Origin of the sequence: Leptolyngbya sp. Heron Island J (assembly GCF_000482245.1) — a bacterium.
Taxonomy (GTDB): domain Bacteria; phylum Cyanobacteriota; class Cyanobacteriia; order Phormidesmidales; family Phormidesmidaceae; genus Leptothoe.
Window position 1 is genome coordinate 11,147 of record NZ_AWNH01000075.1, and the last position, 25,839, is coordinate 36,985.

Below are 25,839 nucleotides of genomic sequence, written 5' to 3' on the forward strand. Positions count from 1 at the left end.
TATCAGTTAGCTGAGGCGAGAACTGATATATAAATATGTAGCTTGTGATGTTTAGTCATTAGGATGAAAATCGTCAGTACGCCCTGTAATGATGAGCCTTTTAGCCCGCTAGCCCCTCTTAGTGCTGTGGTTTAATCTGGGTCATCCAATTAAGCAGCGATAGTGACATATTTTTCTACGTAACTGGCTTAAATAGCATTCTGTAGAGAGCTGAGCTAGTTTACATTAAGCTACAACCCCATCGTTACTACCCAGGCAATCGCCTGCTTTCCAACCGAGTTTTTATGGTTAGCCCCACACCCCCAGCGACGTGTGAACAACATTTGGCCACCTTGGGTCAGGTCCTCAAAACCGTATGGGAACAGGATACAGTGGATGCCCAATTGGCTGAGCTGGTTAACTATATGCCACAGCTCTATCCCTATGAACTTGCCTGGATTGGTGTATATGATCCAGACGATCAGAGTTTGACCACTAAAACCGCTGTTGTGAAGAGCGGTAAGAATTTCTTGTGGCAAAAGATCCAGCTGCAGCCCGATGATGCTGTACAGCAGGTCATCGAACGAGGGGCTCCAGCCGCTGTCTATGATTTACAAGAATCCCATCGCGCCGGTGAGTGGAAAGCCATTGCTAAACGACTGGAAATCCACGACGCTCTTGTTTTTCCGATTCTACGTCAGGAGGAATGTCTAGGAATTTTGCTGCTGGCGGCGGGTCGACGTGGAGTGTCGCTCAAGTCCGGTGTGCAAAAGAAAACCTTGTCCATACTGGTGACGACTCTAGCGACTATTTTGTATCGCCATCAGCAAGACTCAATTCAGCAGTTAGAAAAGCGACCTTCCCAGTCTTTTTTCCAGCTACTGTCTAAGTTAGAGACGATTCAAGAGTTAGAGCCAAGACTGCAGGCCATTGTCGATGCTACCCATCGATTTGTCGGTCCCAGTCGTACCCGTGGGTACTGGTTTGAACCCCAGGAGCGTTATTTCTGGCATCGTGTGGCTAACGGTGGTCATAATCGCCACGCTTATGCTACTCAAGCCCCCGCCATATCCCAGCTGTCGGCCAGTGGTTACCAGGAATTTTATCAAGCCCTCTCCTGTGGCGATGTGATTGTTATTGGTGAGGGCATGTATTCCCATTCCGAGGCGGTGACTGAACCCTTAAAACAGTCGTTTGATAAGCCATCTTTAATAGTGGCACCAATCCTGATGCAGGGAGATTTACTGGGCTTTCTGGTGGTAGAGGCCTCACAACCGCGGCAGTGGAGTTTGCCTGAAAAACGCTATTTAACGGCGGCGGCTCAAGTGGTAAGCCTGGGTATGCCTACGTCCGTGCTGCAAGAACAGGTGGCTAATCTGGAAGCTAATCATCAGCTGTCGGCTGGGATTGCCCAAAGCATTCATGGCGATCGCGATTGGCAATCGGTGATGGCCCTGTGTGGGGAGCAGCTCATTGCCACCTTGGATATCGATGGTCTGTTAGTCCTGATTCCTGATTTGGAATGTGGTGGCTTTGAAGTGGGCTATCAGCACCATGGCACTCAGAGCAAACCCATCCACGGCATGTGGCGTTCGCTCCACGATATTGACTGGCAGCTGCTAGCTCGGCAAGCGGCCCCAGTATGTATTGAAAATTTGGATAGTGATCTCAAATTGCGGGCATGGCATCCTCAATTTTTGCGCATGGGGATGCAGGCAGCTATGGCCTGTAACCTCTCGCCAGGGCAGGCTCCGGAAGGGGTGCTGGTGGTGACCGATAGCAGCAGTCGGCGTTGGAGCCAAACCGAACAGGACTTACTACAGTCGGTGGGCCGTCAGATTGGCTTGGTCCTCCATCAGTGGTCGTTGCAGCGGCAGGCACAGCAGCAATCCCAGATGCATGACACCATGCAGTGGGGCCTCCGCAACCTGCAGCTTACCTTTGACGTGGCTCAGCTAGAACAGACGGCAACTCACCATATTAGTCAGCTGCTGCGGCTGCCGTTAGTGGCCCTGATTGTTTGGGAAAACGGCCAGAAAGAGGCACGGTTGGCATCCACAGTGGTTCGCGATCAGCAGTTTACCGCTAAGGATAATCCTCCTATTTTGGTGGAGAGCGATGCAATTATTAATTGGGCCATTCAAACCGACGGTGTGATTCAGATTGAATTTGAAGATCTACCAGATGTGACGCGGCAATGGTTGCGATGTCCGCCCCATGCCCAGCTGCTGGTGGTAGCCCTAAGAACATCACCAGAGCATACGTTGAATGGTGCGATTGTGCTGGCAGATCAAGACGATCGGCGCTTTTCTGACCAGCAAATGAGTATGTTAGCGGTGTTAGTGCATCAGCTAGCCTGGTGTCGGCGTCATTTGTTGCTAACCAAACGTTTGCGTGACCATAAAAGTCAGCTGACCGAACTCAACTGGTATAAGCACCATCATATGGATGATATCCGTCGGCAAGTGCGGGATTCGCGACGTCAGCTTACAAATTTGAAACAGCTGCCGGATGTGGGCGAGCAGCCTTATTTCCATGCGGTTGAAAGTCGTTTGGCTGGTATGGAAAAGGAATTGCTCCGGCTGACCAGCCGCGAACGATGGGCGATGGCCTCTGACCCCCGGAAAGTGGCGCTGGTTGGGTTGTTAAACCGCTTGATGAAACGGGTACAAACCCAGGTGCAAAAAAAACAGCTTTGGACCCAGGTGCACTGTGATAGCAATTTAGCGTTGCAGGGCGAAATGCAAAAGATTGAATTTATTTTGTATGAGCTGATTTCAGCCGCGTGTCGACGTTCCCCTGCCCGTGGACGGGTAGATATTTGGAGTCGTCCTCTAGAGCAGCAATGGATTGAGCTGTCGATCACAGACGATGGCGATGTGGATGAAGCGATTATTAATGCCCTCACCCAGGGCCATCGGCAGGATCACTTGGCAGATTCACCCTTGGATAGACCGCCGGGTTTAAATCTGGCGATTTGTCAGTCGTTGATGATTCGTCTGGGCGGAGAATTTATTTTAGAAAAATTGGATGATAACCGTATCCGCAGCTCTGTAATGTTTCCAATGCATCGGCTCAATACTATTGGTGGATGATATTGGCTGATAAGATCCGCGCAAAAATGACAGCCGCCTATACAAAACTATAGGCGGCTGTCGCTATGTATTTAATTGATAGGCTGGTGGTCTATAGGATGCATCTGGCCCCTTTTAGCCTTTAGAAGGCGTTATTGGCAGGGTCTGGTACAGTCGCTGCCACAGTGCTGCTGCTGGTCTGCTGGCCAATGGCTTCAATATTGGCTACCTGCAGTAAGGGCGTCTTGGTGACCGAATCATTTGCCAGGATGAAGAGGGGATTTGATAACACACCGGCCAGGGACGTTGCCACAACGGCTAGCACTAAACTAACCTGCATCGGACGTAGGCCTGGTAAATCCCAGCGGATCACGGGGTAGTTTTTGATGGATTCAGACATCTCCTGGGGTTCTTTAACTACCATCATCTTGACCACACGGATGTAGTAGTAGATGGAAATGACACTAGTGATTAGACCAATCAGGACCAGGTTATAGGCCCCAGCCTGCCAGCCAGCCCAAAAGATGTAGAGCTTACCAAAAAAGCCTGCCAAGGGTGGAATACCGCCCAGGGAAAGTAGACAAAGGCATAGACACAGGGTCAAGAGCGGGTCCTTTTGATACAGGCCAGCGTATTCACTAATCTGGTCAGTACCAGTGCGTAGGGAGAAAAGAATAACGCAGGTGAAGCCGCCCAGGTTCATGAACAGATACACCATCAGGTAGAAGATCATGCTGGCGTAACCAGCATCGGTGCCAATGACCAGGCCGATCATCATAAAGCCTGCCTGACCGATGGAAGAATAGGCCAGCATCCGCTTCATGCTGGTTTGAGCCAGGGCTACCACATTACCCAGAACCATGCTGAGGATAGCCAGGGCGGTGAAAACAAAGTGCCACTCTTCGGTCACTAGGGGAAATGCGCTCACTAGCAAGCGAATGGCCAGGGCAAACCCAGCGGCCTTAGAACCTACGGATAAAAAGGCCACCACTGGTGTAGGAGACCCTTCGTAAACGTCGGGAGTCCACTGGTGGAAAGGAACAGCGGCCACCTTGAAGGCAATGCCTGCAATGACGAATACTAGGGCAATGACCAGACCAATGGAGTTAGCACCGTTGTTAGCTGCAAACTGGGCAGCTAGCGCCTGTGAGATCGCACTCAGTCGTGTCTCACCCCCCGATAGACCGTAGAGTAACGAAATACCGTACAAAAAGATGGCTGAACTTGCTGCACCAATTAGCAAATACTTAAGCGCTGCCTCATTGGAGCGGGGATCTCGCTTCATGTAGCCCGTCAACAAATAGGACGAAATACTGAGGGTTTCCAATGCAACAAAGATGGTAACCAGTTCATCGGCCCCTGCCAGAAACATGCCACCTAGGGTGGCCGTGAGCAAAATCCCTAAAAACTCAGCCAGGGCCGTACCTGACTGCTCCACGTAGCGAATAGACATAGGGACGGTAACGGCGGCTGACAGCACGATGATGCCTCGAAAAACAAGGCTCAGAGCGTCGCTGTTAAACTCACCGAAAAAAGCGATGGGATCACTGGTGTCCCACTGGAGTGCGATCGCTCCAACGGCTGCTAAACAGCCTCCGATAGCGGCGTAAGGGATCCAGCGTGATGACGCTCGTCCGGCAATTAAATCACCTACCAAAATAACTATTATTGTCAGAATGACAATTGCTTCAGGCAGGATTGTGCCTGTATTCAATTGAGCAGCAAGGCTTGCAACATCCATTGGTGCAGTGTTTGGGTACTTCCATTTGGCATCTTACCCTAGTATTCTCGCTCATCTTGCGGTTCCACTGAGGGAAATTTCTGATGAATCAGATTAAATTCCCTGGTCAAACCGCCCAAAAAAATTCCCGTCGGGTACGAGCGGTCTAGAAAATAAATATCTTTTTAATTTCTCCAGATTTCTTGGATGAAAGTGGGTGAAACTGGCCGAATTGCTCGTTGGAGGGGCGATGGCTGCCAAATTTTGAGCCGACGGGGCTGGTTTTAGCCCCTCGCTGGTGGAACAGAAATTAAGGACTTTTCTGTCTTAGAGGTGGACGAAATTCGCCATTTCGATCTATCGATATATAAAGGCAACCATCATAGGAAGCTTTCCGACAATGTGCAGGTACGGCTTTTTGCACTCAACCTCTGTGCTCACTTTTGATAAATTCTGAGTTGGATGCAGCGGTTATGTAATAGTTAGCCAAGGTAGCAAAATCATTGTCATTGCTTCCCATACGGGTATTTTCTCTAGTAATCAGCAGCGATGTTGGGGCGCTAGAGTGAGGCTGGGAACGGCTTGTATGCTGCTCCCGAGGCATTGACCGCCTTTCAGTTAAGCGTAGTTCGACCATTATTTTCAGTTCAGCTGTATGTCCACACTCGTCATTGTTGAGTCACCCACAAAGGCAAAAACGATTCGCAACTATTTGCCCAAAGGCTACCGTGTGGAAGCCTCTATGGGGCATGTTCGTGATTTGCCTAAGTCGGCCAGTGAAATTCCGGCCAATGTTAAGGGTGAAAAATGGGCGCAGCTGGGGGTAAATGTCGAGGAGGATTTTGAGCCCCTCTACCTGGTGCCTAAGGATAAAAAGAAAGTGGTCAAGGCGCTCAAAGATGCGCTCAAAGAGGCCGATGAGCTGGTACTGGCCACTGATGAAGACCGTGAAGGGGAAAGCATTAGTTGGCACTTGCTGCAGTTGCTGAAGCCTAAGGTGCCCACCAAGCGCATGGTGTTCCATGAGATTACCGAAGATGCGATCCGCGCCGCCCTTGATAGCTGTCGCGATATTGATGATCAGTTGGTGCGAGCTCAGGAAACGCGACGGATTTTAGATCGTTTGGTGGGATACACCCTGTCGCCGTTGCTGTGGAAGAAAATTGCCTGGGGGCTATCTGCCGGGCGAGTGCAGTCGGTGGCGGTGAAGCTGCTGGTGGAACGGGAACGAGATCGCAGGGCCTTCAAACAGGGGACCTACTGGGATCTTAAAGCAATGCTACAGCAGGCTAACAGCCCGTTTGATGCAAAACTCACTAGCCTGGGTGGTACCCGCGTAGCTACAGGGAGCGACTTTGACGAAAACACGGGTCAAATTGCGGCTGGTCGCAACGTGGTGCTGTTGGATGAGACCCAGGCCCAGGCATTAAAACAGCGGTTAGAAGCCAGCGTTTGGACCGTTTCTAATCTAGAAGAGCGGCCTTCTAGCCCTAAACCCGCACCGCCGTTTACCACTTCGACGCTACAGCAGGAATCCAATCGTAAGCTGCGGCTGTCTGCCCGAGACACGATGCGCACGGCTCAGTCTCTGTATGAGAAAGGGTTTATCACCTACATGCGTACCGACTCGGTCAATTTGTCTCAACAAGCGATCGCAGCGGCCCGCTCCTGCGTAGAGCAGAAGTATGGCCCAGAATACCTCAGCCCTAAACCACGCCAATATGCCACCAAGAGCAAAGGGGCTCAAGAGGCCCACGAGGCGATCCGACCGGCGGGTAGCACTTTCCGTACTCCCCAAGAAACAGGCCTCAAGGATCGAGAGTTAAGTCTGTACGACCTGATTTGGAAGCGCACAGTGGCTTGCCAGATGGCCAATGCGCGTCAAACCCACATTACCGTCAGCATTGAAGTAGATGATGCCGTCTTCAAGGCGACGGGTAAACGGATCGATTTTCCGGGCTTTTTCCGGGCCTATGTAGAAGGCTCCGACGATCCCAATGCAGCCCTGGAGGATCGCGAGGTCACACTGCCGGCGCTCAAGGTGGGCGATACCCCGAGCTGCACCGAGCTAGAACCCATTGGTCACGAAACCAAACCCCCTGCTCGCTATACCGAAGCTACCCTGGTTAAAACTCTGGAAAAAGAAGGAATTGGTCGTCCTAGTACCTATGCGTCAGTTATTGGTACGATTATCGACCGTGGCTACGTGCATCCGCTGAACAATAGTTTGATGCCCACATTTACAGCCTTTGCGGTGACGGAGCTGCTGGATAAGCATTTTCCGGATTTGGTGGATGTCAAGTTTACGGCTCGTATGGAGCAAACCCTGGATGAAATTTCCACGGGAGAAGCAGACTGGCTACCCTACCTCAAGGGCTTTTATTCCGGTGATGATGGCCTAGCAGGGCAGGTACAGGTCCGAGAGAGCCAGATTGATCCTGCCGAGGCCCGCACCGTTGATCTAGCGGATCTCAGTGCCAAGGTGCGAATTGGCAAGTACGGCCCTTATATCGAGGCTGTCAGTGAAGATGAAACCGAAGAAACGGTGCGGGCCTCGATTCCACTCGATGTCAGCCCGGCGGACCTGAGTGATGACCAGGTACAGGTACTGCTCAAGCAAAAAACAGAAGGTCCCGAAAAGCTAGGGCTACATCCTGAGACCGGCGAACCGATTTATGCCCTGATTGGTCCCTACGGTCCCTATGTGCGTCTAGGCGACAAGACGGAGGAAAACCCTAAGCCGAAACAGGTCTCTCTACCCAAAGGGCTGACCCGTGAGTCAGTGGATCTAGAAACGGCTGTGGGGCTGTTGTCGTTGCCTCGTTTGCTGGGGGTCCATCCAGAAACGGAGGCGAAAATTAAGGCCAGTCTCGGGCGCTTTGGGCCCTATGTGGTTCATGACCAGGGCAAAGAAGGGAAGGACTATCGCTCCTTAAAGGGAGACGACAATGTGCTGACGGTGACCCTGGAGCGGGCTCTGGAGTTATTGGCTCAGCCCAAGCGAGGCCGGGGACGTAAGGCGGCTAAGCCATTACGGGAGTTGGGCAAACACCCCGAATCTGAAGAGCCCATCAATATTTATGATGGCCCCTATGGCCCCTACATCAAGTACGAAAAGGTCAATGCTTCTTTGCCCGAGGGTAAAAAGGTTGAGGACATCACCCTGGAAGAAGCCTTAGAAATTATTGCGGCTAAGGCGGCGACCAAGAAAAAGACGACTCGTCGAAAAACCACGACTAAAAAGTCAACTACGAAGAAGGCCACAGCCAAAAAATCAACGACTAAAAAGACGACGACTAAAAAAGCCAGTACGGCCAAAAAGAGCAGCACTACCGCTGCTGCTAAAAAGTCAACTACGGCGAAGAGTAAATCGACCGCCCAACGTAAAAAGAAGACTGATAGCGAAGCCGAGTAGATAGGGTATGGCGGTCTGGTCTGCCGCAACAAAGGTGCCGTTTGAGTAAACCGATGGTAGATTAGCAGCGTTGTTTGTTTTTTGCGCGCGCCCATGGTTCTCAAGCAACGTCCCCCGCTGCTGGTGACGGTCAGTACGGCGGTTTTACTAGTACTGGGGGGAGCCGCCGCCTATTTTGGTATTGTGCAGCGCCTGTCCACCGAGGTTAAGCTTCCGGCTGGCATGGAGCTGGTGCCTGATAATGCTCTGGTTACTCTGACGCTGACGACGGATGAAAATCAGTGGAATCGCTTGCGACAGCTGGGGACACCCGCGTCTCAAAAGATTTTTGATCAGTTTTTGGTGACCTGGCGCGATCGCATCCTCACTGCCAACGGCTATCGATTTAGAACCGATATTCAACCCTGGGTTGGTAAACAGGTCACCCTGGCATTTTTGCCTAAGACAGGGGAGGGTGAAAACGCCACTGAGATGGTCTTGGTTGCGCCGATTGCTGATCCGCTTAAGGCCCAGGAAATCATGGCAGAACCCCAGGACGGCACTAGCTGGGTCGGGCGCGATTATCAAGGAGTAGGTATCCAGTCCATCAAAACTGCCACGGGCGAGACCTTTGAAAGTGCGATCTTAGGCAATGAGTGGCTGGTAATGGCCTCGGGAGCCGCCGGTATTGAAGCCGTCATTGACAGCTTTGCCGGGGGGGCAGCCATGGTGGGAAACAACGCCTATCAAACGGCATTGAAGCAGCTGAAAACGCCCGTTGCCCTGGTGCAAATGTATGTAAATGTTCCCAGGGCAGCTGATGCCTTCGTTGAAAGCGACAATTTCCCCAGCATTAATGGTTTAGTCGCTGCGGCGACTGTTTTACCCAGGGGATTAGACGTTGAAGCCGCCACCTGGTTGGGGCCTGAAGATCAGCCGCTGTATCAAGACATGGTCAACACTCAGTCGTTGACTCCCCAACGGTTACCGGATTCTACGGTACTGATGTTGTCTACTAGCAGTATTGGCCCGCTATGGCAGGCGCTGAGTGAGGCTGAAGACCTGAATGCGCTGTTACCGATCTCTGCTACATCCCTGATCGAGGGGCTTAACGCCCAGACGGGGTTAGATTTTGACAATGATCTACTGCCCTGGCTTTCCGGGGAAGTGGCCTTTGGGCTATTGCCCCCCAGTGAAACGGGTCAAGCGGCGGTGCCGATGGGGCAGTTGGCTTTGGTGGCCGAGGTTTCTGATCGTGAGGCGGCGGCGGCCACCTGGGAGCAACTGAATGAAGTCATGGTCAGTCGCTTTCGCTTTGATGTGGAGTCTTCAGAGGTTGAGTCGCAACCGATCAACCAGCTGGTGTCCTACTACGGTGGCATTGCTATGGGACACGGCTGGCTCAGTGACGATGTCACTTTCTTTGGGGTGGGGGCTGATGTCTTAGATGCGATCGCACCTCAGCCCAGTAAACCCATTCAGGCCAACCCAGCTTTTCAAACTCTGCTAGACCTATCTCCACAGAACAGCAGCGGCTACTTTTTTCTAGATGTAGAGCGCCTGGAGGAACTGGAAGGCACGTTGCCCTTTCCACCATTGCCCGATGCGCCCCTGTTCTCAGCCATCCAAACCATTGGCGTCACCACCAGCGTGATTGACGAACGCAGCCTTCGCTATGATGCCTTTATTGAACTGCCGAAGGGACGACGAGTGGGACCGCTACCCCAGAACACGCTAAATAGCAGTTCCGAGGAGAAAGCAGAGTAGCTAGAAGTTGCTTAGGCTTCACCGCTGGCGGAAGAGTCCGCAAAGGCAGGGCTCAAAAAGGCTACCAGAGCACCAATGAGAAAACCAGCAATGTTACGAGTCAAGGGCAGCCAATCCTGAGTGCGACTAACTACTGGACCAATGCCGAAAGCGATAAAGAGCATGCCCCACAGCGGTGAGAAAATCAGCATCCACTGCCACGAGAACACCTGACCCTGTTTACGAGGATGGGCTGCAAATCCGCAGATTACACCGCCTAAAATCGATGTAATCAAGGTTAAAATCCACTGTTCTCTAGGTAGGCCAGGCACTACCGAACAGCCGCCTCGGGCTAGACAGGTTTCTAGAGAAGCAATGGACTGCATGACCGACTGATCTTCACCATGGTCGCGCACAAAAAACTGGTTGCCAAAGCGGGTTTGTAGCTCAATCCAAAAGACGCGCGGTAGTAGGGGATAGACAGAATCGCCAACGCTAAAGTTGAGAATATTGCCACCACGGGGATCGGCAATTAGCATAACGCTCTTATCGTCTAAGCCCCAAAAATCCTTAACTGCTCGCCCCGGCGTCTGATCAAACTGGGTGAGTACCCTGAGTTTCCAACCCGTTTCTGATTCAAACTCAGGTAAATGCTCATTGAGATACTCTTCCTGGGAGTTGGTCAGAATTTTGGCCAGGTCGATCACCATCGTCGGTTCATCTGGCAGCAATTCTGGATTGTTGTATGCGTGGGCAGCGGGCGCTGTGATCCCTGCAGTGAAAGCAATACAACAAACCAGCAAACCTCCTACTAAGGAAGCTTGCAACCAATTCTTGAAGCGTAGGCTCATGATGTTTACACTTATTTACCTATCTTTAATGTAAAGAAGAAGACAGGTTTCCGTCAATCACTGGCGACTAGGGCGTTCCTTTCTAGGCTGGTCAGGAGCACCGCTGGCTGGTGGCCGGGGCGAAGGTGAGGGCGGCTGCACCGGCTTGATCGGAGTTTGCGGGGGGGGGCGACGCTTGCGCTTACCCGCAGGCTTAGTCAGTACGCGCCAAGCAGCTCTAAAACCCACAGCCAAACTGTGAGTGGTACGTTTTGCTTGAGAGGCCTGCTGACGCACATCGCTGAGGCTACGATCCACTTGCTTAACAATATTGCGAGCGCTACTGACACCGTCGGTCATATCGTCGGCTAAGCCGCTGAGGTCAGCCCCTGTATGGCGCATTGCTTCTAACGTGCGCGGTAGTTCACGATCCAGGGTGTCAAAAAACTTTTCGGCACTGCGTGCAGCCCTGGCTAAACCCATCAGTGCCGGGACAGATACACAAACTAACGCTACTAGACCGATGGCCAGCAGCAAAATCGATAGTCCTAACCAAATGACGGGATTAGTCACGCTGCGATTCGGTGGCCGTTTTCGCAAAATCTGCTTGGCTGGCGGCTTGACCTGCAATCAAGGCCTCTTTCAGACGTTCCAGGGTGCTGTCCCAATTTTGTAACGTGGTGTGGGAAAGCCGATCTGCATGGAACTGCAAGCTGGTGGACAGGTCTTCGATCATATCAGGCACGGCATCCGCCGATTTTTTGAGGACTTTGCGGGTATGTTTGCCGCTGCGGGGAGCGATCAGGATGCCAAGCACAGTGCCAAGGGCGGTGCCTGCCACTAGGCCAGTGATAAAGTTATCGGATCTGTTTTGGGACATGGGGATGTGGGGGAAGGTCAGGGAAACCGACGTTTGCTAATTAACCAGACGAGACGCAAGAATTTGGCGGTTTGAGTCAGCCGTCGTTGCTGTAGCTGCCACTGGAGATGGATTAGCTGCCACTGACGCAGGTCGGTGCGTCGTTCGGTAAAGGCTAGGGTTTGCTGAATTAAAGTGTTTTCTAATAGTACTGTCCAGTGCTTGAGATCGCGGTTGAGCTGGGTAATCTGGTGTCCAAATTTAGCTACGCGCCAGCTGAGCATAAAGCAAAAAAGCGCGATCGCAACATTCGCTATAGCAATAACCGTGAGCATAGTGATCAACTAAAGTAATGATCAATTATTAACTATCCATGTTGTGTCAACATGCCTTTACCCTTACCCTGAGTGGGTTAACTCATCAGTCTAGTGGCCATGGTGCAAGCTACTGCCTCTGTTTTATATGTCAATCCTGCCGGGAGTGCTCAAGGTAACGGTACTCGCCAGTCACCGTTTGCCACCTTGACTCAAGCCCTGCGGCAAGCCAGTAGCGGTACCACGATCCAGCTGGAGGCAGGTACCTACAGCAGTCGGGAGTCGTTTCCCCTAGTTGTGGCGACGGGCATCACACTCGTTGGCATTGGCGGTACGGTGGTTATTCGCGGTGGCGGTTCACTGGCAACTGAAGAATTTGGCTCGCAGTCAGTGGCTCTGCAGCTTCAGGACCGTACCCAGCTCCGTAGTGTCACTGTGACCAACCCTCAGTCCCAGGGAGTAGGTGTTTGGCTAGAACAGGGCTCAGCGCTGCTGACCCGCTGTCGCTTACAAGGCTGTGGGCGAGACGGCGTGTTTGTGACTGGGGATGCGCTGCCAGTGCTCTTAGCCAATCAGTTTTCTGAGAATCAGGCCAGTGGCTTATTTATGGTGCGCAGCTCTAAAGGAGAAGTGCGTGATAACCGCTTTGAGCAGACCGGCTACGGGATTGCCATTAGCGATCAGGCCGCCCCTTTGCTGATTGACAACGAAGTCAGCAACAACAAGGCGGGTGTTGTCCTCTCCCGTTCAGCGCGACCGGTCCTGCGCCAAAATCGTATCCGTCGCAATCAAACATCAGGCTTATGGGTGCAGGACACCGCCCAGCCCGATGTCGGTCAAAGCCAGGATCTAGGCGGTAATGAGTTTCGCGATAATGGGCAGTGGGATGTCCATAACGAGAGCCGACAGGCGCTGACCAGTGCTGGCAACCACATCAACCCCAACCGAGTGAAAGGAGCCATTCGCTATGTAGCCAGCGAAATTCCTGATCCGGTGGCCGTGCCGTCCCTGCTGTTAGGCCGAGTCCAGCCCCAACCAGCTCCCCCAGTCCCAGACAGTCCGACGCCACCTCCCCTCAATTTAGACAGTCGTTTTCGCGATGTGGTAGGTCACTGGGCGGCACCATTCGTCGATGCTATGGCGGCCGCAGAATTGGTGAAGGGCTTTTTTGATGGATCTTTTCGACCCGATGGTTTGGTGACGCGGGCAGAATTTGCCGCGTTAGTGATGGCTACATTTCCAGCCACCAATCGTAACGGACGTCGCTTGAAGCCCTTCAAAGACGTGGCGTTGGACTTTTGGGCTCGTTCAGTTATTTATCAAGCCCAGACCGAGGGCTTTATTGCCGGATTTCCAGATAATACGTTTCGACCCAATGACCCCATGATTCGGGCTCAGGCGGTTGTGGCCCTGATCAATGGGTTAGACCTGGGTGAAGGCATGACCTCAGAGCTAGGTGTTTATAGAGATCGCGCCCAGGTGCCTCCCTATGCAGTAGAGGAAGTGGCCATGGCCACCCGCCGTGGCATTGTGGTCAACTATCCCGATGTCGCTGAATTTAGACCGATGCAGCCGATCACCCGAGCGGAGACTACGGCAATGGTCTACCAATGTTTGGTCAATCTAGGTCGGATGCAACCCCTGGCATCTCCCTACATCGTGCAGCCAGCCAGGGCTGCTGTGAGCAATAGCGTCGCTGCTGTGGGCAATACAGTGGTGACTAGCCGCCACTGGGCCGATGACTTTTGGCAGCCTCTGATAGCTCAAAACCTTTTAGACGTTACTAGTGCGCCGGATGCACCGATGACGCGGGCGCAGTTTGCCAGCTTAGTGGTAGCGGCCTTTGCTCCCCAACCCCGGCGTTATCCCGTCGCCTTTCGCGATGTGCCCGCTTCCCATTGGGCCGCCGAGGCTATCCATGCAGCCTATCGCGCTAAATTTTTGTCAGGCTTTCCCGATTACACCTTTGCGCCAGAGCAATCGATTCTCAAAATTCAGGTGCTGCTGGCGTTGGTCAGTGGTCTAGGTTTGAACGCTCAAACTACGACTGGGTTACTCACCCGCTATCAGGATCAGGCCCAGGTACCCCGCTATGCGGTAGATGCGATCGCAACCGCCACCAAGCTTGGCCTGGTCTTCAACTATCCTGAGTTAGAGCAGCTGACCCCCAACCGCGTGGCCACCTGTGGAGAAGTTGCCGCCATAGTCTACCAGGGGCTAGTGCTACAAAAACGCATGCCGCCAGTATCCTCGCCCTATCGTATGAATGCAGCGCTATAAGGTGTGTTATCAACGCCTTGCCCCATACCCAGGACACCACAAATTTTTCTGAGAGTGTTTTAAATAACACTCATATGATGGGATGATGGAACTTAAAGCTTTGTAACAAACGGCCCATAATCATAACGTTAGAGGACAGTGTAATGGCAGAAATCCAATTTGCTCGGGGTGTAGCTGAGGAAGTTATTCCAGACGTGCGGTTAACTCGTGCTAAAGATGGTTCTGATGGCACTGCCACATTCTACTTTGATGAGCCCAAAGCCCTTATGGAAGAAGGCTTTGAGGTGACCGGCCTCTACTTGGTCGATGAAGAAGGTATGATGACCAGTCGTGAAGTGAATGCTAAATTTATCAACGGTGCTCCAGCGGGTCTAGAAGCACGACTGCTGCTAAAAAGCCGCGAAGAATGGGAGCGGTTTATGCGCTTTATGAACCGCTATGCTGAGGAGCATGGCCTGGGCTTTACTAAGAGTTAGTTTTGTTTACTGTAGGGGCATTGCATGCAATGCCCCTAGGTTTGTCCATGGCTCTCCCCCATCCCGATCCCGATTTTGTTCCAGCTGTCTGCGGTGTGCTTACCGTCAGTGATACCCGAACGGTGGACACTGATAAGAGTGGCCAGCTGATTAAGACCCGATTGCGGGAAGCGGGGCACCGATTAGAGGTGTATCGGTTGGTGAAAGATGAGCCAGATCAGATTGCTGGCTTAGTGCAGCGGCTAACCTCGTCGGTGGATGTCATTATTTGCAATGGGGGCACCGGGATCGCACCGAGGGATACTACCTATGATGCGATCGCAACGCTACTAGAAAAAGAAATTCCCGGCTTTGGCGAAATTTTTCGTCAGCTTAGCTATGCTGAAATTGGCGCTAGAGCGATAGCGTCTAGAGCTACAGCTGGTGTGTATTAATCTACCCTGCTGTTTTTGCTACCAGGGTCCAGCAATGCCGTCGCTCTAGCCATGGACGCGCTCATCTTGCCTGAATTACAGCACCTGGTACGACAGATGAAAGGTTAGGTATGGCATTGTAGGGGCGTTGCATGCAACGCCCCTACAATGCCCAGCGTTTTCCACCCTATCCCTGAAGTCTCTTAATCGGTCCTTTACCTGTCACCTGGGCCTCCCCGTTATAGTGAGTCTTGATCAACTTTTTCGTTATCGCAGAATGGTCGCCATTGTTCGGTTGGGGGCACTGCTGGGGCTAATTTTTCTTAGCAGCTGTTCACGGCACTTAAATATGTCTCGAATCGAGGCCGATATTCAAGATGACATTGAACGTCAAGGGCGACGGCTCACATTAAAGGATGTCATTTGTCCAAATCGTGTGGTCAAACAAGCAGAGGCTTACTTTCGCTGTGTTGGTGAGCTGCCAGCAGGAGGACAGTTCACCATCAATGTGATTCAGCAAGACGATCAAGGCACCGTAATCTGGGATGTCCCCAGCTCTAAGGTACTGATTAATTTGGCCGCCCTCGAAGAAAAAATCCAGGCAGAGATCAGAGAAGCTGTGGGTAAGAGTCTGGTGGTAAATTGCCGCGATACATACCGCATTAACCAACGAGGCGATTCATTTGAATGCGATGTGGTTGGGGATGGTACCATTGCCGCTGGTCGAGTTGAGTCCGTGCTGGTCAAGGTGAATGGCGAAAGCAATCTGGAATGGCAAGAAGTAATAATTGGAGCCATCCCGGTCACCGAGAATGCACCTGCCGCCGTTGGTTCATCTGCTCCCCCGTCTGAAGCAAGGCCTGATGCGACGGCTGCCGAGGAGGCTGCAACGACCGTATCTACTCCCCTGTCCGATGGAGCGGCTGCTGAGGAGGAAGACAGTAATGGTCAGTAGACTCATTACTGCATTGGGTGATCGCCTACAGCTTTCAACTACATTTTAAGATTCGTTGGCAATTAGTAAGCTTTTGGACAGACCTGACAGGCAAACGTAATCCAGGATATAGGCTATGGCAACTGTATTTGACTTTCTAGCTAGGGGCGGCCCGGTAATGGTGCCCATTGTTGGCGCTTCGGTACTGACCATTTCATGTGCGCTTGAACGGACGCGCTTTTGGTCTGACCTGCTACGTCGGGAGGGCAAAATTGTCAGTGATGTCCTGGATGCTGCCCGACGGGATTTGAATGAGGCGGCTGCGATCGCAAATCAGCACCACGACACCCCTATTGGCCGATTTTTGTTTGCCCCCCTGCGCTTAAATAACGCCTCCCCCGAAACCTTTCGTCTAGCCATGGAAACCGCCGCCGATCGCGAATTTGTCAAAATGCGCCAGGGTGAAAAGCTGCTAGAAACCATCGTGGCTATTGCCCCACTGCTGGGGCTATTGGGTACGGTAACCGGTCTAATTGCCACTTTCAATAGTCTTAATATTGGCGGCGGCGGCGGTGGTGAAGGAGCCAGTGAAGCTGCGGCCGGTATTGGTGAAGCCCTAATTACTACAGCCGCTGGCATGGTCGTCGCGATTTTAGCGCTGTTGGTATTGCGCATTCTAGTCTCTCTCCAGAGTCAACAGGCCGACTATTTCTCCGAAGCTGGGAATGAACTAGAGCTAATCTACCGTCAAAATTGGTATGAACCCGCCCTGTTAGCCTCAGAAAATGGCCATACCCCTGAAGAAACCTCAGTATCAGCAACCTATCAATAGCACCATGTGTCGTGGGGATGTTGCATGCAACGCCCCCACAATGACATTGCAATAGAAGAGAACTATGCCCATCGTTAAACGCAAAGAAAGCAAGATCCCCAAGATCGATCTGGTGCCAATGCTCACTGTGATGATGGGTGTACTGGCATTTTTTGTTGTGATTGCGGTCTCTTTGGGCAGTGAGCAATTAATTGAGGTAGAGCTACCACCAGAACAAACCGAAGATATTCCCCCCGACCAGCTGCCCTCCGCCGATGAGATTTTTATCGTGGAGATGGATGAGAATCAGGAGACTTCTCTCAACGGCCAGCCGATTGATAGTACACAGCTGGTTTTAGAAATTGACAATTACCTAAAGAATAACCCTGATAAAACTGTATACCTGGTGCCAGATCAAGAGCTACCCTATGAGAATGTCATGCAGTTTCTAGGAGATATGCGTGCGGTGGGTGGCGATCGGGTATCTCTGGCGTTAGAGGATGGCGAGGAGGAGTAGAAGATGGGATTACGATCTCGCCATCAGAATTCTGGAGTGCCTGAGGTGAATCTGGTACCGATGATGGATGTTTTGATGACGGTGCTTACATTCTTTGTCATTATCTCTATGGAACTCAGCGGTGTACAGATTTTTGGTGTGAGTTTGCCCCAGGCAGTCTCGGGGGTGGATGAAGAGGTCGTTGAGAAGACTGAGCCGTTAGTGGTTGGCCTACGTGAAGATGGCCAGACGGTTTACAACGACGAGGCGATAACAACTCCGGCACTGGCTCCCATTATTCAAAGCTATTTTGCAGAAAACCCAGAGGGGTTTGTCATGCTCAAGGCCGATCGCACATTGCCCTATGCAGATGTGGCAAAGTTGTTGGCAGACTTGCGAAGTATTGGTGGTAAGCGGGTTTCTTTGGCAGTAGAGTAATTGTACTAATGATTAACCGCACTGCATCTGCACGTACTACAAAACTGAGATCAGTATTATGCATTTCACTTTGAATAATTCAGTCGTGATACCTTTTGCATGTGCATAAAAAATGATGTAAGTCTGTAGATAATAATAAGTCTGTAGATAATAAAATGAAAAAAAATACGTCGGTTAAAGGGTGTTGTGCTCGTCTTAGTCTGTTGGCCACAGCTGTCCTAGGCACCTTGGCTATACTACCCACCAAGGCGGCATCTGCTCAGCTTATTTATACTGGTGTCAATAACACGACAATGCAATTTCCTGATGTGTTCGGGAATCCCAGTCCGCCACAGTTATTTCAAACAAGTGCGGTTTTGACGTTTGAACAGCCATTGCAGGTATTTGATCCATTCACAGGTACGGTTACCTCAGAGAGCAATCCTTTTAATCTATCCATTGGTTTTTTATCTCCACAAGATGCCCTAGCCAATGGTGCTTTAACAATTATATCTGCAACTGAAACATCGGGCTTAACAGGAGGTAGTTTCTTGCAGCAATTTTGGCAAATAAGCTGGTTAGACAGTTTAACCTTTCAGGGGGTGTTCACGGATTCGGGGTTTGGTAATCTTGCTAATCAGCCAAATCTTATCAATGCACCCTTTCCGTTACCCGGTGGTATTGACATTGGCGGTTTCCCATTTCCGCTAGCACCTGGAACTGAATTGGTTGGTCAATTCTCTCCTGAGTTTACGCAGGTGAGAGTTCAGGTTAGTGGCAATACAACTGATCTGGCACGACCTTTTTTTGCGGACATTACAGCAGGATTTTCTGGCCAATCACGGCGAAATATGGCATTTGTTGCATCAGCTGATGAGCCACAATTAAAAATAGCTGGGGGCATTTCGGAGCCAGCTAGTGTGCCAGAACCTCAGACTTTTGTCGGATTTGCCTTGGTGTTAGCCACGGCAGCTTTAGGTTGCTTTAAAGAACAATCTCAAAACTTAGAAGAGGGAAATTCAGTAGTATCAAGCTCCAGAAATCCCTAAGTGTTCGACGAGCAACTGGGTTAATTCTCTAGGGCTCAGACAAGTTAACTGACAATAAGAAACATTATTAGAATATCTCGATCAACTATCTGAAATAGCGTGTTGGAGGTTAAAACAATCGATTAAAAATGCTGAAACAACAAATGTTGGGGCGAGCAAGCTTAAATCTGTTGGCTAAGTGACTCATTTTGAAAGGTAGATAATCGCTTTAGTTGGTTGCTTAATCGAGGAGTGCGCGATCCCAAAAATTGGATAAGAGCCGAAGTTGTGTGAATCAACGAACGGGTCAGATTGTTCTAATAACCCACTAAACGCATCCAAAACTAGGCACTAGGTTGCATCGAGTGATTAGCGTCCGTCCTTCATGACCATGGACTCGCTCTACTATCGCCACACTCTCATACCAAAATGTAGAACCCTGGCTATCTAACCAGTGGAGCATAGTTAACTGCTCAAACTCAAAGCCTACGGCGACTAGGCCCGTCCCGCTGATGCCACTCCAATCTTCATTCCGCTGCAAATAAAAAGTTCGAGAACAATTATCAGCTGTCAGAGGTGCATCCATCTGCCTAATGCAGCGTCCGGTTCGCTGGGCCTGCATCTCTTGAAACCTAGTAAAGCTAGGAAATACCCCATGGCTGTGGCTTTTGCCATGCCAGCATAGGGCTAACTGCCCCGATGGCAAAATCACCCCTTCGGCAATGTCTTCTTCACCCTGGAACACTTGAATATAATCCAGATTTTCCATAGGTCTCCCAATCCCATAGCTAGCTTTAGACTGAGATGAGGCATAAATCCCCAAATCGTCTGCTGTTCGCCACAAGATGCCCAGAAAACGTTAAAACATATCAACTTGATATACAATCTGGCCTTCTCTAGAAATATATAGGTGCAGTTTAGAGAAAGATAGCTGCCTCGACTTTAACGAAATGGGCAGTGGCTAGAGTCTGATGAACGATAAACAGTGGTAGTACTCGGGTCATAGAAGTCTGTGTTCAAAAACCATGCTCAGTTAGAACATACGCTATCTGTCACCGCTTAGAAACTTGAAAGCATATAGCCGCCTTCAACCCAATGGTTGAAGGCGGCTATGGTTTGTTTGAGCAGTGTTTTATTTTTTGCGACGGTGTAGCAATGCGCCTAAACCCACTAAAGCAAAGGCTACGGTAGTCATCGGTTCAGGTACCTGAGCGGGATTATCACCGGGCTGAACTGGCGGCTCCGGCGGCTGGACGATTGGCGGCTCCGGCGGTTGGACGACTGGTGGCTTATCATCATCGTCGTCTTCTCGTAGCGGTAGAACGCCTAGGGCATCAAAAGCCCATTCATTGCTACGAATGTCACCGGTAAAATCGCAAAATGGTCTGTCAGTGGTGCATCGTGAAAAATTACTGGTGAAATTACCATTCCCTGCCTGTCTAAACCCGTCTGCCAAATTATTGGTGTTGCTGAAGTTGTTATACTGCGTTAGTGCCAGGGTATAGGTACCAGCTCCTAAGAGCACCTCTATTAAGCTGTCGTATGCTTGCCCGGTAGTGGGGTCTTGAGCAACCGTATCTGTTTCATCATCATCACCGAAGGTAATCAAAGTTCCGGTGCCGTCAAATAGCGACAGAATTGGATCAAAACCTCCTGCTGCAATTACTGTGCCATCTGCTTGAGTACCACCTGCGTAGGAATAGGTTCTGAGTGTAACCGTCGATGCTGTCTCGACTCTGAAGTTAAACAGGTGCACATCATCATCTTGAGCGAACGTGCCACGCAAAGAAAAATCGGCAGCAAAAGCTGTACTGTTCAGTGTGATCACCATCGCACCAGTGACCACCCCCAGTAGGGTTGACAATGGTTTCATAGGACTATCTCAAGGAATTATTGCGGCTTTGGAATGGCTATGCTGCTGCACTGCAGGGTAGATTGGCCTGTGAAGTGCCTAATGGTCGAAAGCGTTGACTGCAGTAATGGTAGAAATCTGATTAAGAACGGTGATGCTTTAAAATTCAATGGCACATGTCGTTCTCTCTGTCCGCAAGCAGTGCCCTGGATAATTTCTCTGCTTGATAGTGCCAATCTATTGTAGACACAGAAGTATCAACAACTGTTAATACTCAACTTTAAGAAGAACTCAATTAATCTCTGTTAGATATGAACTTCCTCTATTTTTGCTGCATATTACCGGGAAAAAATTGCGAAGGTTCGTGTAGACCACAGCACGTCGGAGCGCAACGTCCAGGTCACGGCGGTGCCGTCGCTGGCGACACCGCCGTTGTCTACTGAGGGCATGTCAGCATTGAGTAAAGCTGCAAAATTTCCCGTGAGGGCTAGCCTTTTGGAGCTCGTCTTTTTAAGGGAAATGGCATCATAAGATAATGCGCTAAAGATTTCTATGAAGCAACTAGTTAAATCGTTTTACGCCTTGTATCGTAACGGCTTGCGAAATCCAAAATACCGCTGGCTGGTGATCTTTGGAACGCTAACCTATTTATTGAGTCCCATCGATGTTTCGCCCGATGTGGTGCCTCTGGTGGGTTGGATTGACGATGGTATTCTGCTTACCTTGCTAGTTGCCGAGGTCTCCCAGCTTTTGTTCGGGGGCTTTGATCGTTCTGCGCCAGCAGCCGACGCGGATGCAGCCGTTCAAGATGATGATGATGACGGCGTGGTCGTGGATGTAAAGGCTCAAGAGGTTCCTTAGGGTAGGTCTTGCCCACAGCCTCTATGCTGCCACTACTTTATCTGCCATTACTCATCTGCTGCTGGTTGGTTATCTGAGCCATTTGTCTCTTCAGTCGGCTCAGGATTATTTTGGGGTTCAGAACGTTGAGATGCGTCTGCGGGTACTTCATCTGATGTGGTCTCTGCCTCGTTTTCAACTGGTTCTACTAGCTGCCAATTGGCAATATCCCAGGTGCTCGCATCCCACGGTGTAAAGGTATACCCGGTAATGCGATAGCTGACGGCGTTAGACAGGGCCCGATGGACGATGGGTAAAACAGCGATATCATCGGCCAGGATTTGATCCATCTGTCGGAATAGTTCGTTGCGTTTATCGGAGTCGCGTTCTTTGCGGGCTGCCTCCCACAGTTTGTCGTACTCTGGATTGCAATAGCGGGCATTGTTGGGTTTTTGCCAGTTGTTGGCCATGGCGGCAATATTGTCGCAGGTCCACCAGCCCATATAGATGGTGGGATCGGGGATGTCATTGCCAATGGCGTATTCTTGTATGTCGGCGTAGAAGTGGTTGATACTGTTGGTCTGGTCTGGGTCGGCGGAGAAGAAATCCTCGGCGCGTACTCGCTCGATCAGTACGTCAATACCGATTTCGCCTAGCTGTTCTTGCACCATGGCCTGGGTGGCCTGGCGAATGGTGCCAATGGAGGTTTGGAAGACCAGCTGCAGGCGTTGGTTGTTGCGATCGCGATACCCATCCCCATCACTGTCCACCCAGCCCGCCTCATCCAAAAGCTTCTTAGCGGTTTCTACATCATGCTCAAATGGAATCGGCTCGTCTGCAGACAGCTCAGGTGCCACCAGGAGTTGGGACGTGGGCTTCCCCAAATCGCCATAAAGTTGTTCAACAATTGCTTGACGGTCAATGCCATAGTCAATGGCCTGCCGTACTTTCAAATCTTTAAAAACTGGATGGGGAAACTCTTTGCTAGCCCGTTCCTTAGCCTCAGTTTCTTTATTTGGATCAGCAAAATTCAGCATAATCCGCTCGACCTGGCTACCAAATGTCAGCACCAGACTGCCGGTTTCACCTGTCTGGACCAAATCTATCAACGCCGCTGACTCTAGCTGAATATTGTGGGCAAAGTCGGCGGTCCCATCCCGTAGCACGTCGCGGGCCGCTACATAGGGAGGCACGTTTCCGACAATTTCAATCCGCTTAAAGTTTTTAACAGGTTGACGATGAAGCTCATTGGGGGCAAAAAGTAAGCGACCATTAGCCTCTGTTAAATAGCGATAGGGGCCAGTGCCCACCGGTTGAAAATTAGCCGGGGCCTCCCGCGCTTGTCGATTATTGAACTCTTTGAATAAATGCTCTGGCAAAATTAACCCGTTCAGGCCGGTAAACGGCGTTTGCCAGCTGGCCGTGGGTTGTTTAAAAGTAATTTTTACCGTGTGCTCATCCACGGCTTCCATGGTCTCAATATCCTGATAATACTGAGCGGTAACCGCAGCAACTGTGGGATTAATAATAAATTCGTAGGTAAAGACGACATCGGCAGCCGTCAAAGGCTCACCATCTGACCAGCGTAGGGTTTCCTGTAGTCGCCAGGTGACTGATAACCCATCCGTGCTGACATCACCATTGTCTACAGATGGCAGTTCATCTGCCAAAATCGGTATCAGCTCTCCATCAGGACCATAGCTGGCTAGGGGCTCATAGATAATACGAGCCGCTTCAAAATCTTGAAACCCCGTGGCCAAATGAGGATTAAGAGTAGCGGGTGACCGACTATAAATCAACGTCAGCACGTCAGGCGCATCCACCACCTCTTCGGCCTCATCACTATTGGGCGACTCGGTGACCGATGAGGGTTGTATCGGTTGCTGGCAGCCAGCAATGACCACTGTCACTGCCATGAGGCTGGCCATCCTTGTTTGTTTGGGACGATGTTGCAGTAAGGATGTGCACCAAGAAAAAAACATGTTTACTCATATGCTGTGCTCTTGTCTGTCTGATAGTAGCCTCTGCGGTCCCCAAGTTGGAGGCGATCGGTGGTCAGAAAGTTAAACTACCAACGTTCTAGATTTTCTCCTGACCAGTGTTCATTTCTTAGAAGACCTAATTGGTAGATGCACCCTGATGTCCTCCCCGGCGGATTCCGCTGGGGATTTTTTTGGCATATTTTTAGCAATCAGAGAAAAATAATCAGTCTGGCAAAACTTGTCAGCAGTAAGCGCCAGAATATTTGCTCTAAAAAGGCCTGCTGGCAGTCTGCCAGCAGGCCTTCCAAAATCTTCGATGGTTTATCAGGCTAAACTTACTCGGCTGCCGGGGTCTCAGCGTCAGCAGGCGGAGCTTCCGTCTCAGTAGCTTCATCAGCTGGAGTTTCAGCAGCGTCCTCTGCAATCACGTCCGGTTCCGGTTCGGGCTCAACTTTCTGCGTAGGCTTAGGACCTCGCATCAGAGCCGGGTTAACTGGGGGTTTCTTATCCCGCTCACCCTTATCTCGGCGACCTTTGCCCTTGCCTTTACCTTTGCCTTTGCCTTTGCCTTTATCTAATGAAGGCTTACGTTCCCTTTCTTCGGGGGGACGATCTTTCTTCAGAATAGGCTTATCTACCATGGTTCTCCGTCAATTCCTGCCTAGTGATCCTAACACTTGCTTAATAATTTACTTTGGCAGCTTTTGAGGAGGAGAGGTGGAGAATCACAGTCGAGATCCACCAACCCTCACTTTAACCCTATGCTATCGAACCAGTAGCTCTGCCTCTTTGGCGACTGTAGAGGAGGCTGCCGATTTCACAGGAGCCGTCAAAGCCTCTTCCAAGGGGGCCAGTCCCAGGCGATCTTCTAAGATATCCATCACTTCTCGGCCAAAATCATTGGGGTTTTGCCGAAATGCCTGTAGGCACACATCACCAAAGAAAGAACCCAACGGCTCTGGATTCCAGAGCAGTTTGTTCGCAATCCAGGGTAGGTGTATGGCTAGGGGGTTATAGTCCTTTTTAAGGATATTATTTTCGATGGCGTAGGTTTCTAAATGGGTATGGGGCTGTAACCCAATAAAGAAGATGGCAGGCTCTACCTTATCGCGACCAAAAATCGATTCTAGAGCGCGATGATAGGCCAGGGTTTGGCGAACAGTTTCGTCGCGTTCATCAATGACGTTAAAGGAATAATTAACCGATACTAGATCGTTAAATCCGGCCGCTTTCAGGTCGCGACAGTTTTGCAAGACAGTGCGTAGGTTATATCCCATGCGCATCTTCCGCACTAACTCTTGGGAACCGCTGGTGATACCGATTTCAAAATAGTTCATGCCGGTCTTCACCATCAGCTCGCAAAGCTCGGGGGTAAGATTGTCGGCCCGGATGTAAGCAGCCCAGTGAATATCCTTCATACCGGAGTCGAGGATTTTTTGCAGCAGCTCAACCGCATCATCAATAAAGCGACGGGCTGGAATAAATTGAGCATCGGTAAACCAGAAGTTACGAATGCCTCGGTCGTAGAGCTGTCGCATCTCCTTAACGACTTCATCAGCTGGGTTGATGCGTACCTGCTTGCCTTCGACAACGGTGTAGACGCAGTAGCAACAGTTGTGAGGGCAGCCACGCTTAGTCTGGACGCCAAGATAAAAGTCACTTTCCTGCAAATAGAACTCGAAGGCAGGCCAAATTTTTTCTATGTAGCCATAGTCGCAGGCGCTTTTTTCAACTGGGGCAGGCCATTCGTGGATCAGTCGCTCTCGAGGTTCGGTTTCACCAACTATGTAACAACGTTCGTTGGCAAGCGACTCCTGGCGAACAATTTTTTCCAATAGGACTTCGCCTTCCCCAACAGAGACGACTGTTCCCTTGGGTAGCATAGAGGCCACCTGCTCATAGAAAACGCTAACTGCGCCACCGCCAACGACGAGCTTTACATCAGAGCAATGGCGCTTGGCTCGCTTGAAGCCTCGCTTGATCAAACCGGTGTTCTGCCACAGCTCATTTAGATAGGTAGACACCATACGCAGCCCACCCATAGCGCCGCGCAGTTTAACTAAAGGGTTACGAGCATAGTTAAATTCGAAGGCATTTTGCAGTGGATTGCCGCCTCGACCGCCAACGGGTGCATAAATCTGGATGTCGCGCCAGGAAAAGATCAGCAGGTTTGGTTGAAATTCGTCAATACAGCGATCTAGGGCTGAGCCGAAGTCCAATGGAGGGATGGTGCCTAAATCAAAGATGCGCTGCTCGATGTCAGGAAAAACTTTGTGAAGGTGATCCGCCAGGTACACCACCCCAATAGGAAAGATGGGGTTACAGGGAAGCCGAACGTATAGAACTCGGTTAGCCATTGCTGCACTAGTTGCTATGTATTGTGTAGTGTAAAAA

The 25,839-nt window shown here is 50.8% G+C and carries 22 protein-coding genes; 12 read left to right on the forward strand and 10 right to left on the reverse strand.

Annotated elements, in window-relative coordinates; translation table 11 throughout:
* The first annotated feature begins 284 nt into the window (after positions 1-284).
* Positions 285-3,074 carry a GAF domain-containing protein gene (locus tag N836_RS60775; protein ID WP_023074622.1) on the forward strand — a complete coding sequence of 930 codons (2,790 nt, stop codon included), beginning with the start codon at positions 285-287 and terminating at the stop codon, positions 3,072-3,074.
* Between the two features lie 121 nt (positions 3,075-3,195).
* Here the strand turns inward: N836_RS60775 and N836_RS60780 are convergent, their stop codons facing one another.
* Positions 3,196-4,794: an NAD(P)H-quinone oxidoreductase subunit N gene (locus tag N836_RS60780; protein ID WP_023074623.1), complete on the reverse strand. Its 1,599-nt coding sequence runs from the start codon at positions 4,792-4,794 to the stop codon at positions 3,196-3,198.
* A 634-nt stretch (positions 4,795-5,428) separates the two neighbouring features.
* Here N836_RS60780 and topA point away from each other — a divergent pair.
* Together topA and N836_RS60790 are read left to right on the forward strand one after the other, a co-directional pair.
* Complete coding sequence (topA, locus tag N836_RS60785) at positions 5,429-8,188, forward strand: type I DNA topoisomerase (protein ID WP_023074624.1); 2,760 nt, start codon at positions 5,429-5,431, stop codon at positions 8,186-8,188.
* A gap of 93 nt (positions 8,189-8,281) precedes the next feature.
* On the forward strand, positions 8,282-9,934 hold the full coding sequence (locus N836_RS60790) for a DUF3352 domain-containing protein (protein ID WP_023074625.1): 1,653 nt from the start codon (positions 8,282-8,284) through the stop codon (positions 9,932-9,934).
* 11 nt (positions 9,935-9,945) lie between these two features.
* On the opposite strand, the gene N836_RS60795 is transcribed toward N836_RS60790, so the two are convergent.
* Genes N836_RS60795 through N836_RS60810 form a run of 4 tightly spaced genes read right to left on the reverse strand, consistent with a single transcriptional unit; the run spans position 9,946 to position 11,937 of the window.
* Positions 9,946-10,764, reverse strand: a complete 819-nt coding sequence (locus tag N836_RS60795) for a TPM domain-containing protein (protein WP_023074626.1) — start codon at positions 10,762-10,764, stop codon at positions 9,946-9,948.
* A gap of 57 nt (positions 10,765-10,821) precedes the next feature.
* Entirely contained in the window at positions 10,822-11,316 is a 495-nt protein-coding gene (locus N836_RS60800; protein WP_023074627.1) for a DUF948 domain-containing protein, read from the reverse strand.
* On the reverse strand, positions 11,309-11,623 hold the full coding sequence (locus N836_RS60805; RefSeq protein ID WP_023074628.1) for a YtxH domain-containing protein: 315 nt from the start codon (positions 11,621-11,623) through the stop codon (positions 11,309-11,311). The genes N836_RS60800 and N836_RS60805 overlap by 8 nt, the downstream gene beginning before the upstream one ends.
* A 17-nt stretch (positions 11,624-11,640) precedes the next feature.
* Positions 11,641-11,937, reverse strand: coding sequence for a hypothetical protein (locus N836_RS60810; RefSeq protein WP_023074629.1), 297 nt, complete (start codon positions 11,935-11,937; stop codon positions 11,641-11,643).
* A gap of 99 nt (positions 11,938-12,036) precedes the next feature.
* On the opposite strand from N836_RS60810, the gene N836_RS60815 reads away from it, so the two are divergent.
* From N836_RS60815 to N836_RS60850, 8 genes are all read left to right on the forward strand, one after another.
* The gene (locus N836_RS60815; RefSeq protein WP_023074630.1) at positions 12,037-14,196 is read left to right on the forward strand and encodes an S-layer homology domain-containing protein; all 2,160 of its coding nucleotides are present in this window, start codon (positions 12,037-12,039) and stop codon (positions 14,194-14,196) included.
* A gap of 143 nt (positions 14,197-14,339) precedes the next feature.
* The gene (psb28, locus tag N836_RS60820) at positions 14,340-14,672 is read left to right on the forward strand and encodes a photosystem II reaction center protein Psb28 (protein WP_023074631.1); all 333 of its coding nucleotides are present in this window, start codon (positions 14,340-14,342) and stop codon (positions 14,670-14,672) included.
* Positions 14,673-14,719: 47 nt separating this feature from the next.
* Positions 14,720-15,106: a MogA/MoaB family molybdenum cofactor biosynthesis protein gene (locus N836_RS60825; RefSeq protein ID WP_327058723.1), complete on the forward strand. Its 387-nt coding sequence runs from the start codon at positions 14,720-14,722 to the stop codon at positions 15,104-15,106.
* A 256-nt stretch (positions 15,107-15,362) separates the two neighbouring features.
* Positions 15,363-16,040 (forward strand): hypothetical protein, encoded by a 678-nt coding sequence (locus tag N836_RS60830; RefSeq protein WP_023074633.1) that lies wholly within the window; start codon positions 15,363-15,365, stop codon positions 16,038-16,040.
* A 115-nt stretch (positions 16,041-16,155) separates the two neighbouring features.
* Positions 16,156-16,851 (forward strand): MotA/TolQ/ExbB proton channel family protein, encoded by a 696-nt coding sequence (locus N836_RS60835; RefSeq protein ID WP_023074634.1) that lies wholly within the window; start codon positions 16,156-16,158, stop codon positions 16,849-16,851.
* Positions 16,852-16,915: 64 nt separating this feature from the next.
* Positions 16,916-17,347: an ExbD/TolR family protein gene (locus N836_RS60840; protein ID WP_023074635.1), complete on the forward strand. Its 432-nt coding sequence runs from the start codon at positions 16,916-16,918 to the stop codon at positions 17,345-17,347.
* Between the two features lie 3 nt (positions 17,348-17,350).
* The gene (locus tag N836_RS60845) at positions 17,351-17,764 is read left to right on the forward strand and encodes an ExbD/TolR family protein (protein ID WP_023074636.1); all 414 of its coding nucleotides are present in this window, start codon (positions 17,351-17,353) and stop codon (positions 17,762-17,764) included.
* Positions 17,765-17,919: 155 nt separating this feature from the next.
* On the forward strand, positions 17,920-18,792 hold the full coding sequence (locus N836_RS60850) for a hypothetical protein (protein ID WP_023074637.1): 873 nt from the start codon (positions 17,920-17,922) through the stop codon (positions 18,790-18,792).
* Between the two features lie 307 nt (positions 18,793-19,099).
* Here N836_RS60850 and N836_RS73645 read toward each other — a convergent pair whose 3' ends face one another.
* Complete coding sequence (locus tag N836_RS73645) at positions 19,100-19,540, reverse strand: hypothetical protein (RefSeq protein ID WP_152532223.1); 441 nt, start codon at positions 19,538-19,540, stop codon at positions 19,100-19,102.
* 363 nt (positions 19,541-19,903) lie between these two features.
* Positions 19,904-20,644: a DVUA0089 family protein gene (locus N836_RS73650; protein ID WP_023074639.1), complete on the reverse strand. Its 741-nt coding sequence runs from the start codon at positions 20,642-20,644 to the stop codon at positions 19,904-19,906.
* A gap of 531 nt (positions 20,645-21,175) precedes the next feature.
* Here N836_RS73650 and N836_RS60860 point away from each other — a divergent pair.
* A complete protein-coding gene (locus N836_RS60860; RefSeq protein ID WP_023074640.1) occupies positions 21,176-21,484 on the forward strand; it encodes a YkvA family protein in 309 nt (102 codons plus the stop codon).
* A gap of 47 nt (positions 21,485-21,531) precedes the next feature.
* Here N836_RS60860 and N836_RS60865 read toward each other — a convergent pair whose 3' ends face one another.
* From N836_RS60865 to N836_RS60875, 3 genes are all read right to left on the reverse strand, one after another.
* On the reverse strand, positions 21,532-23,379 hold the full coding sequence (locus tag N836_RS60865) for a peptide ABC transporter substrate-binding protein (protein ID WP_235071138.1): 1,848 nt from the start codon (positions 23,377-23,379) through the stop codon (positions 21,532-21,534).
* 401 nt (positions 23,380-23,780) lie between these two features.
* The gene (locus tag N836_RS60870; protein WP_023074643.1) at positions 23,781-24,086 is read right to left on the reverse strand and encodes a hypothetical protein; all 306 of its coding nucleotides are present in this window, start codon (positions 24,084-24,086) and stop codon (positions 23,781-23,783) included.
* Positions 24,087-24,209: 123 nt separating this feature from the next.
* Positions 24,210-25,802, reverse strand: coding sequence for a photosystem II high light acclimation radical SAM protein (locus tag N836_RS60875; RefSeq protein WP_023074644.1), 1,593 nt, complete (start codon positions 25,800-25,802; stop codon positions 24,210-24,212).
* Positions 25,803-25,839 lie beyond the last annotated feature (37 nt).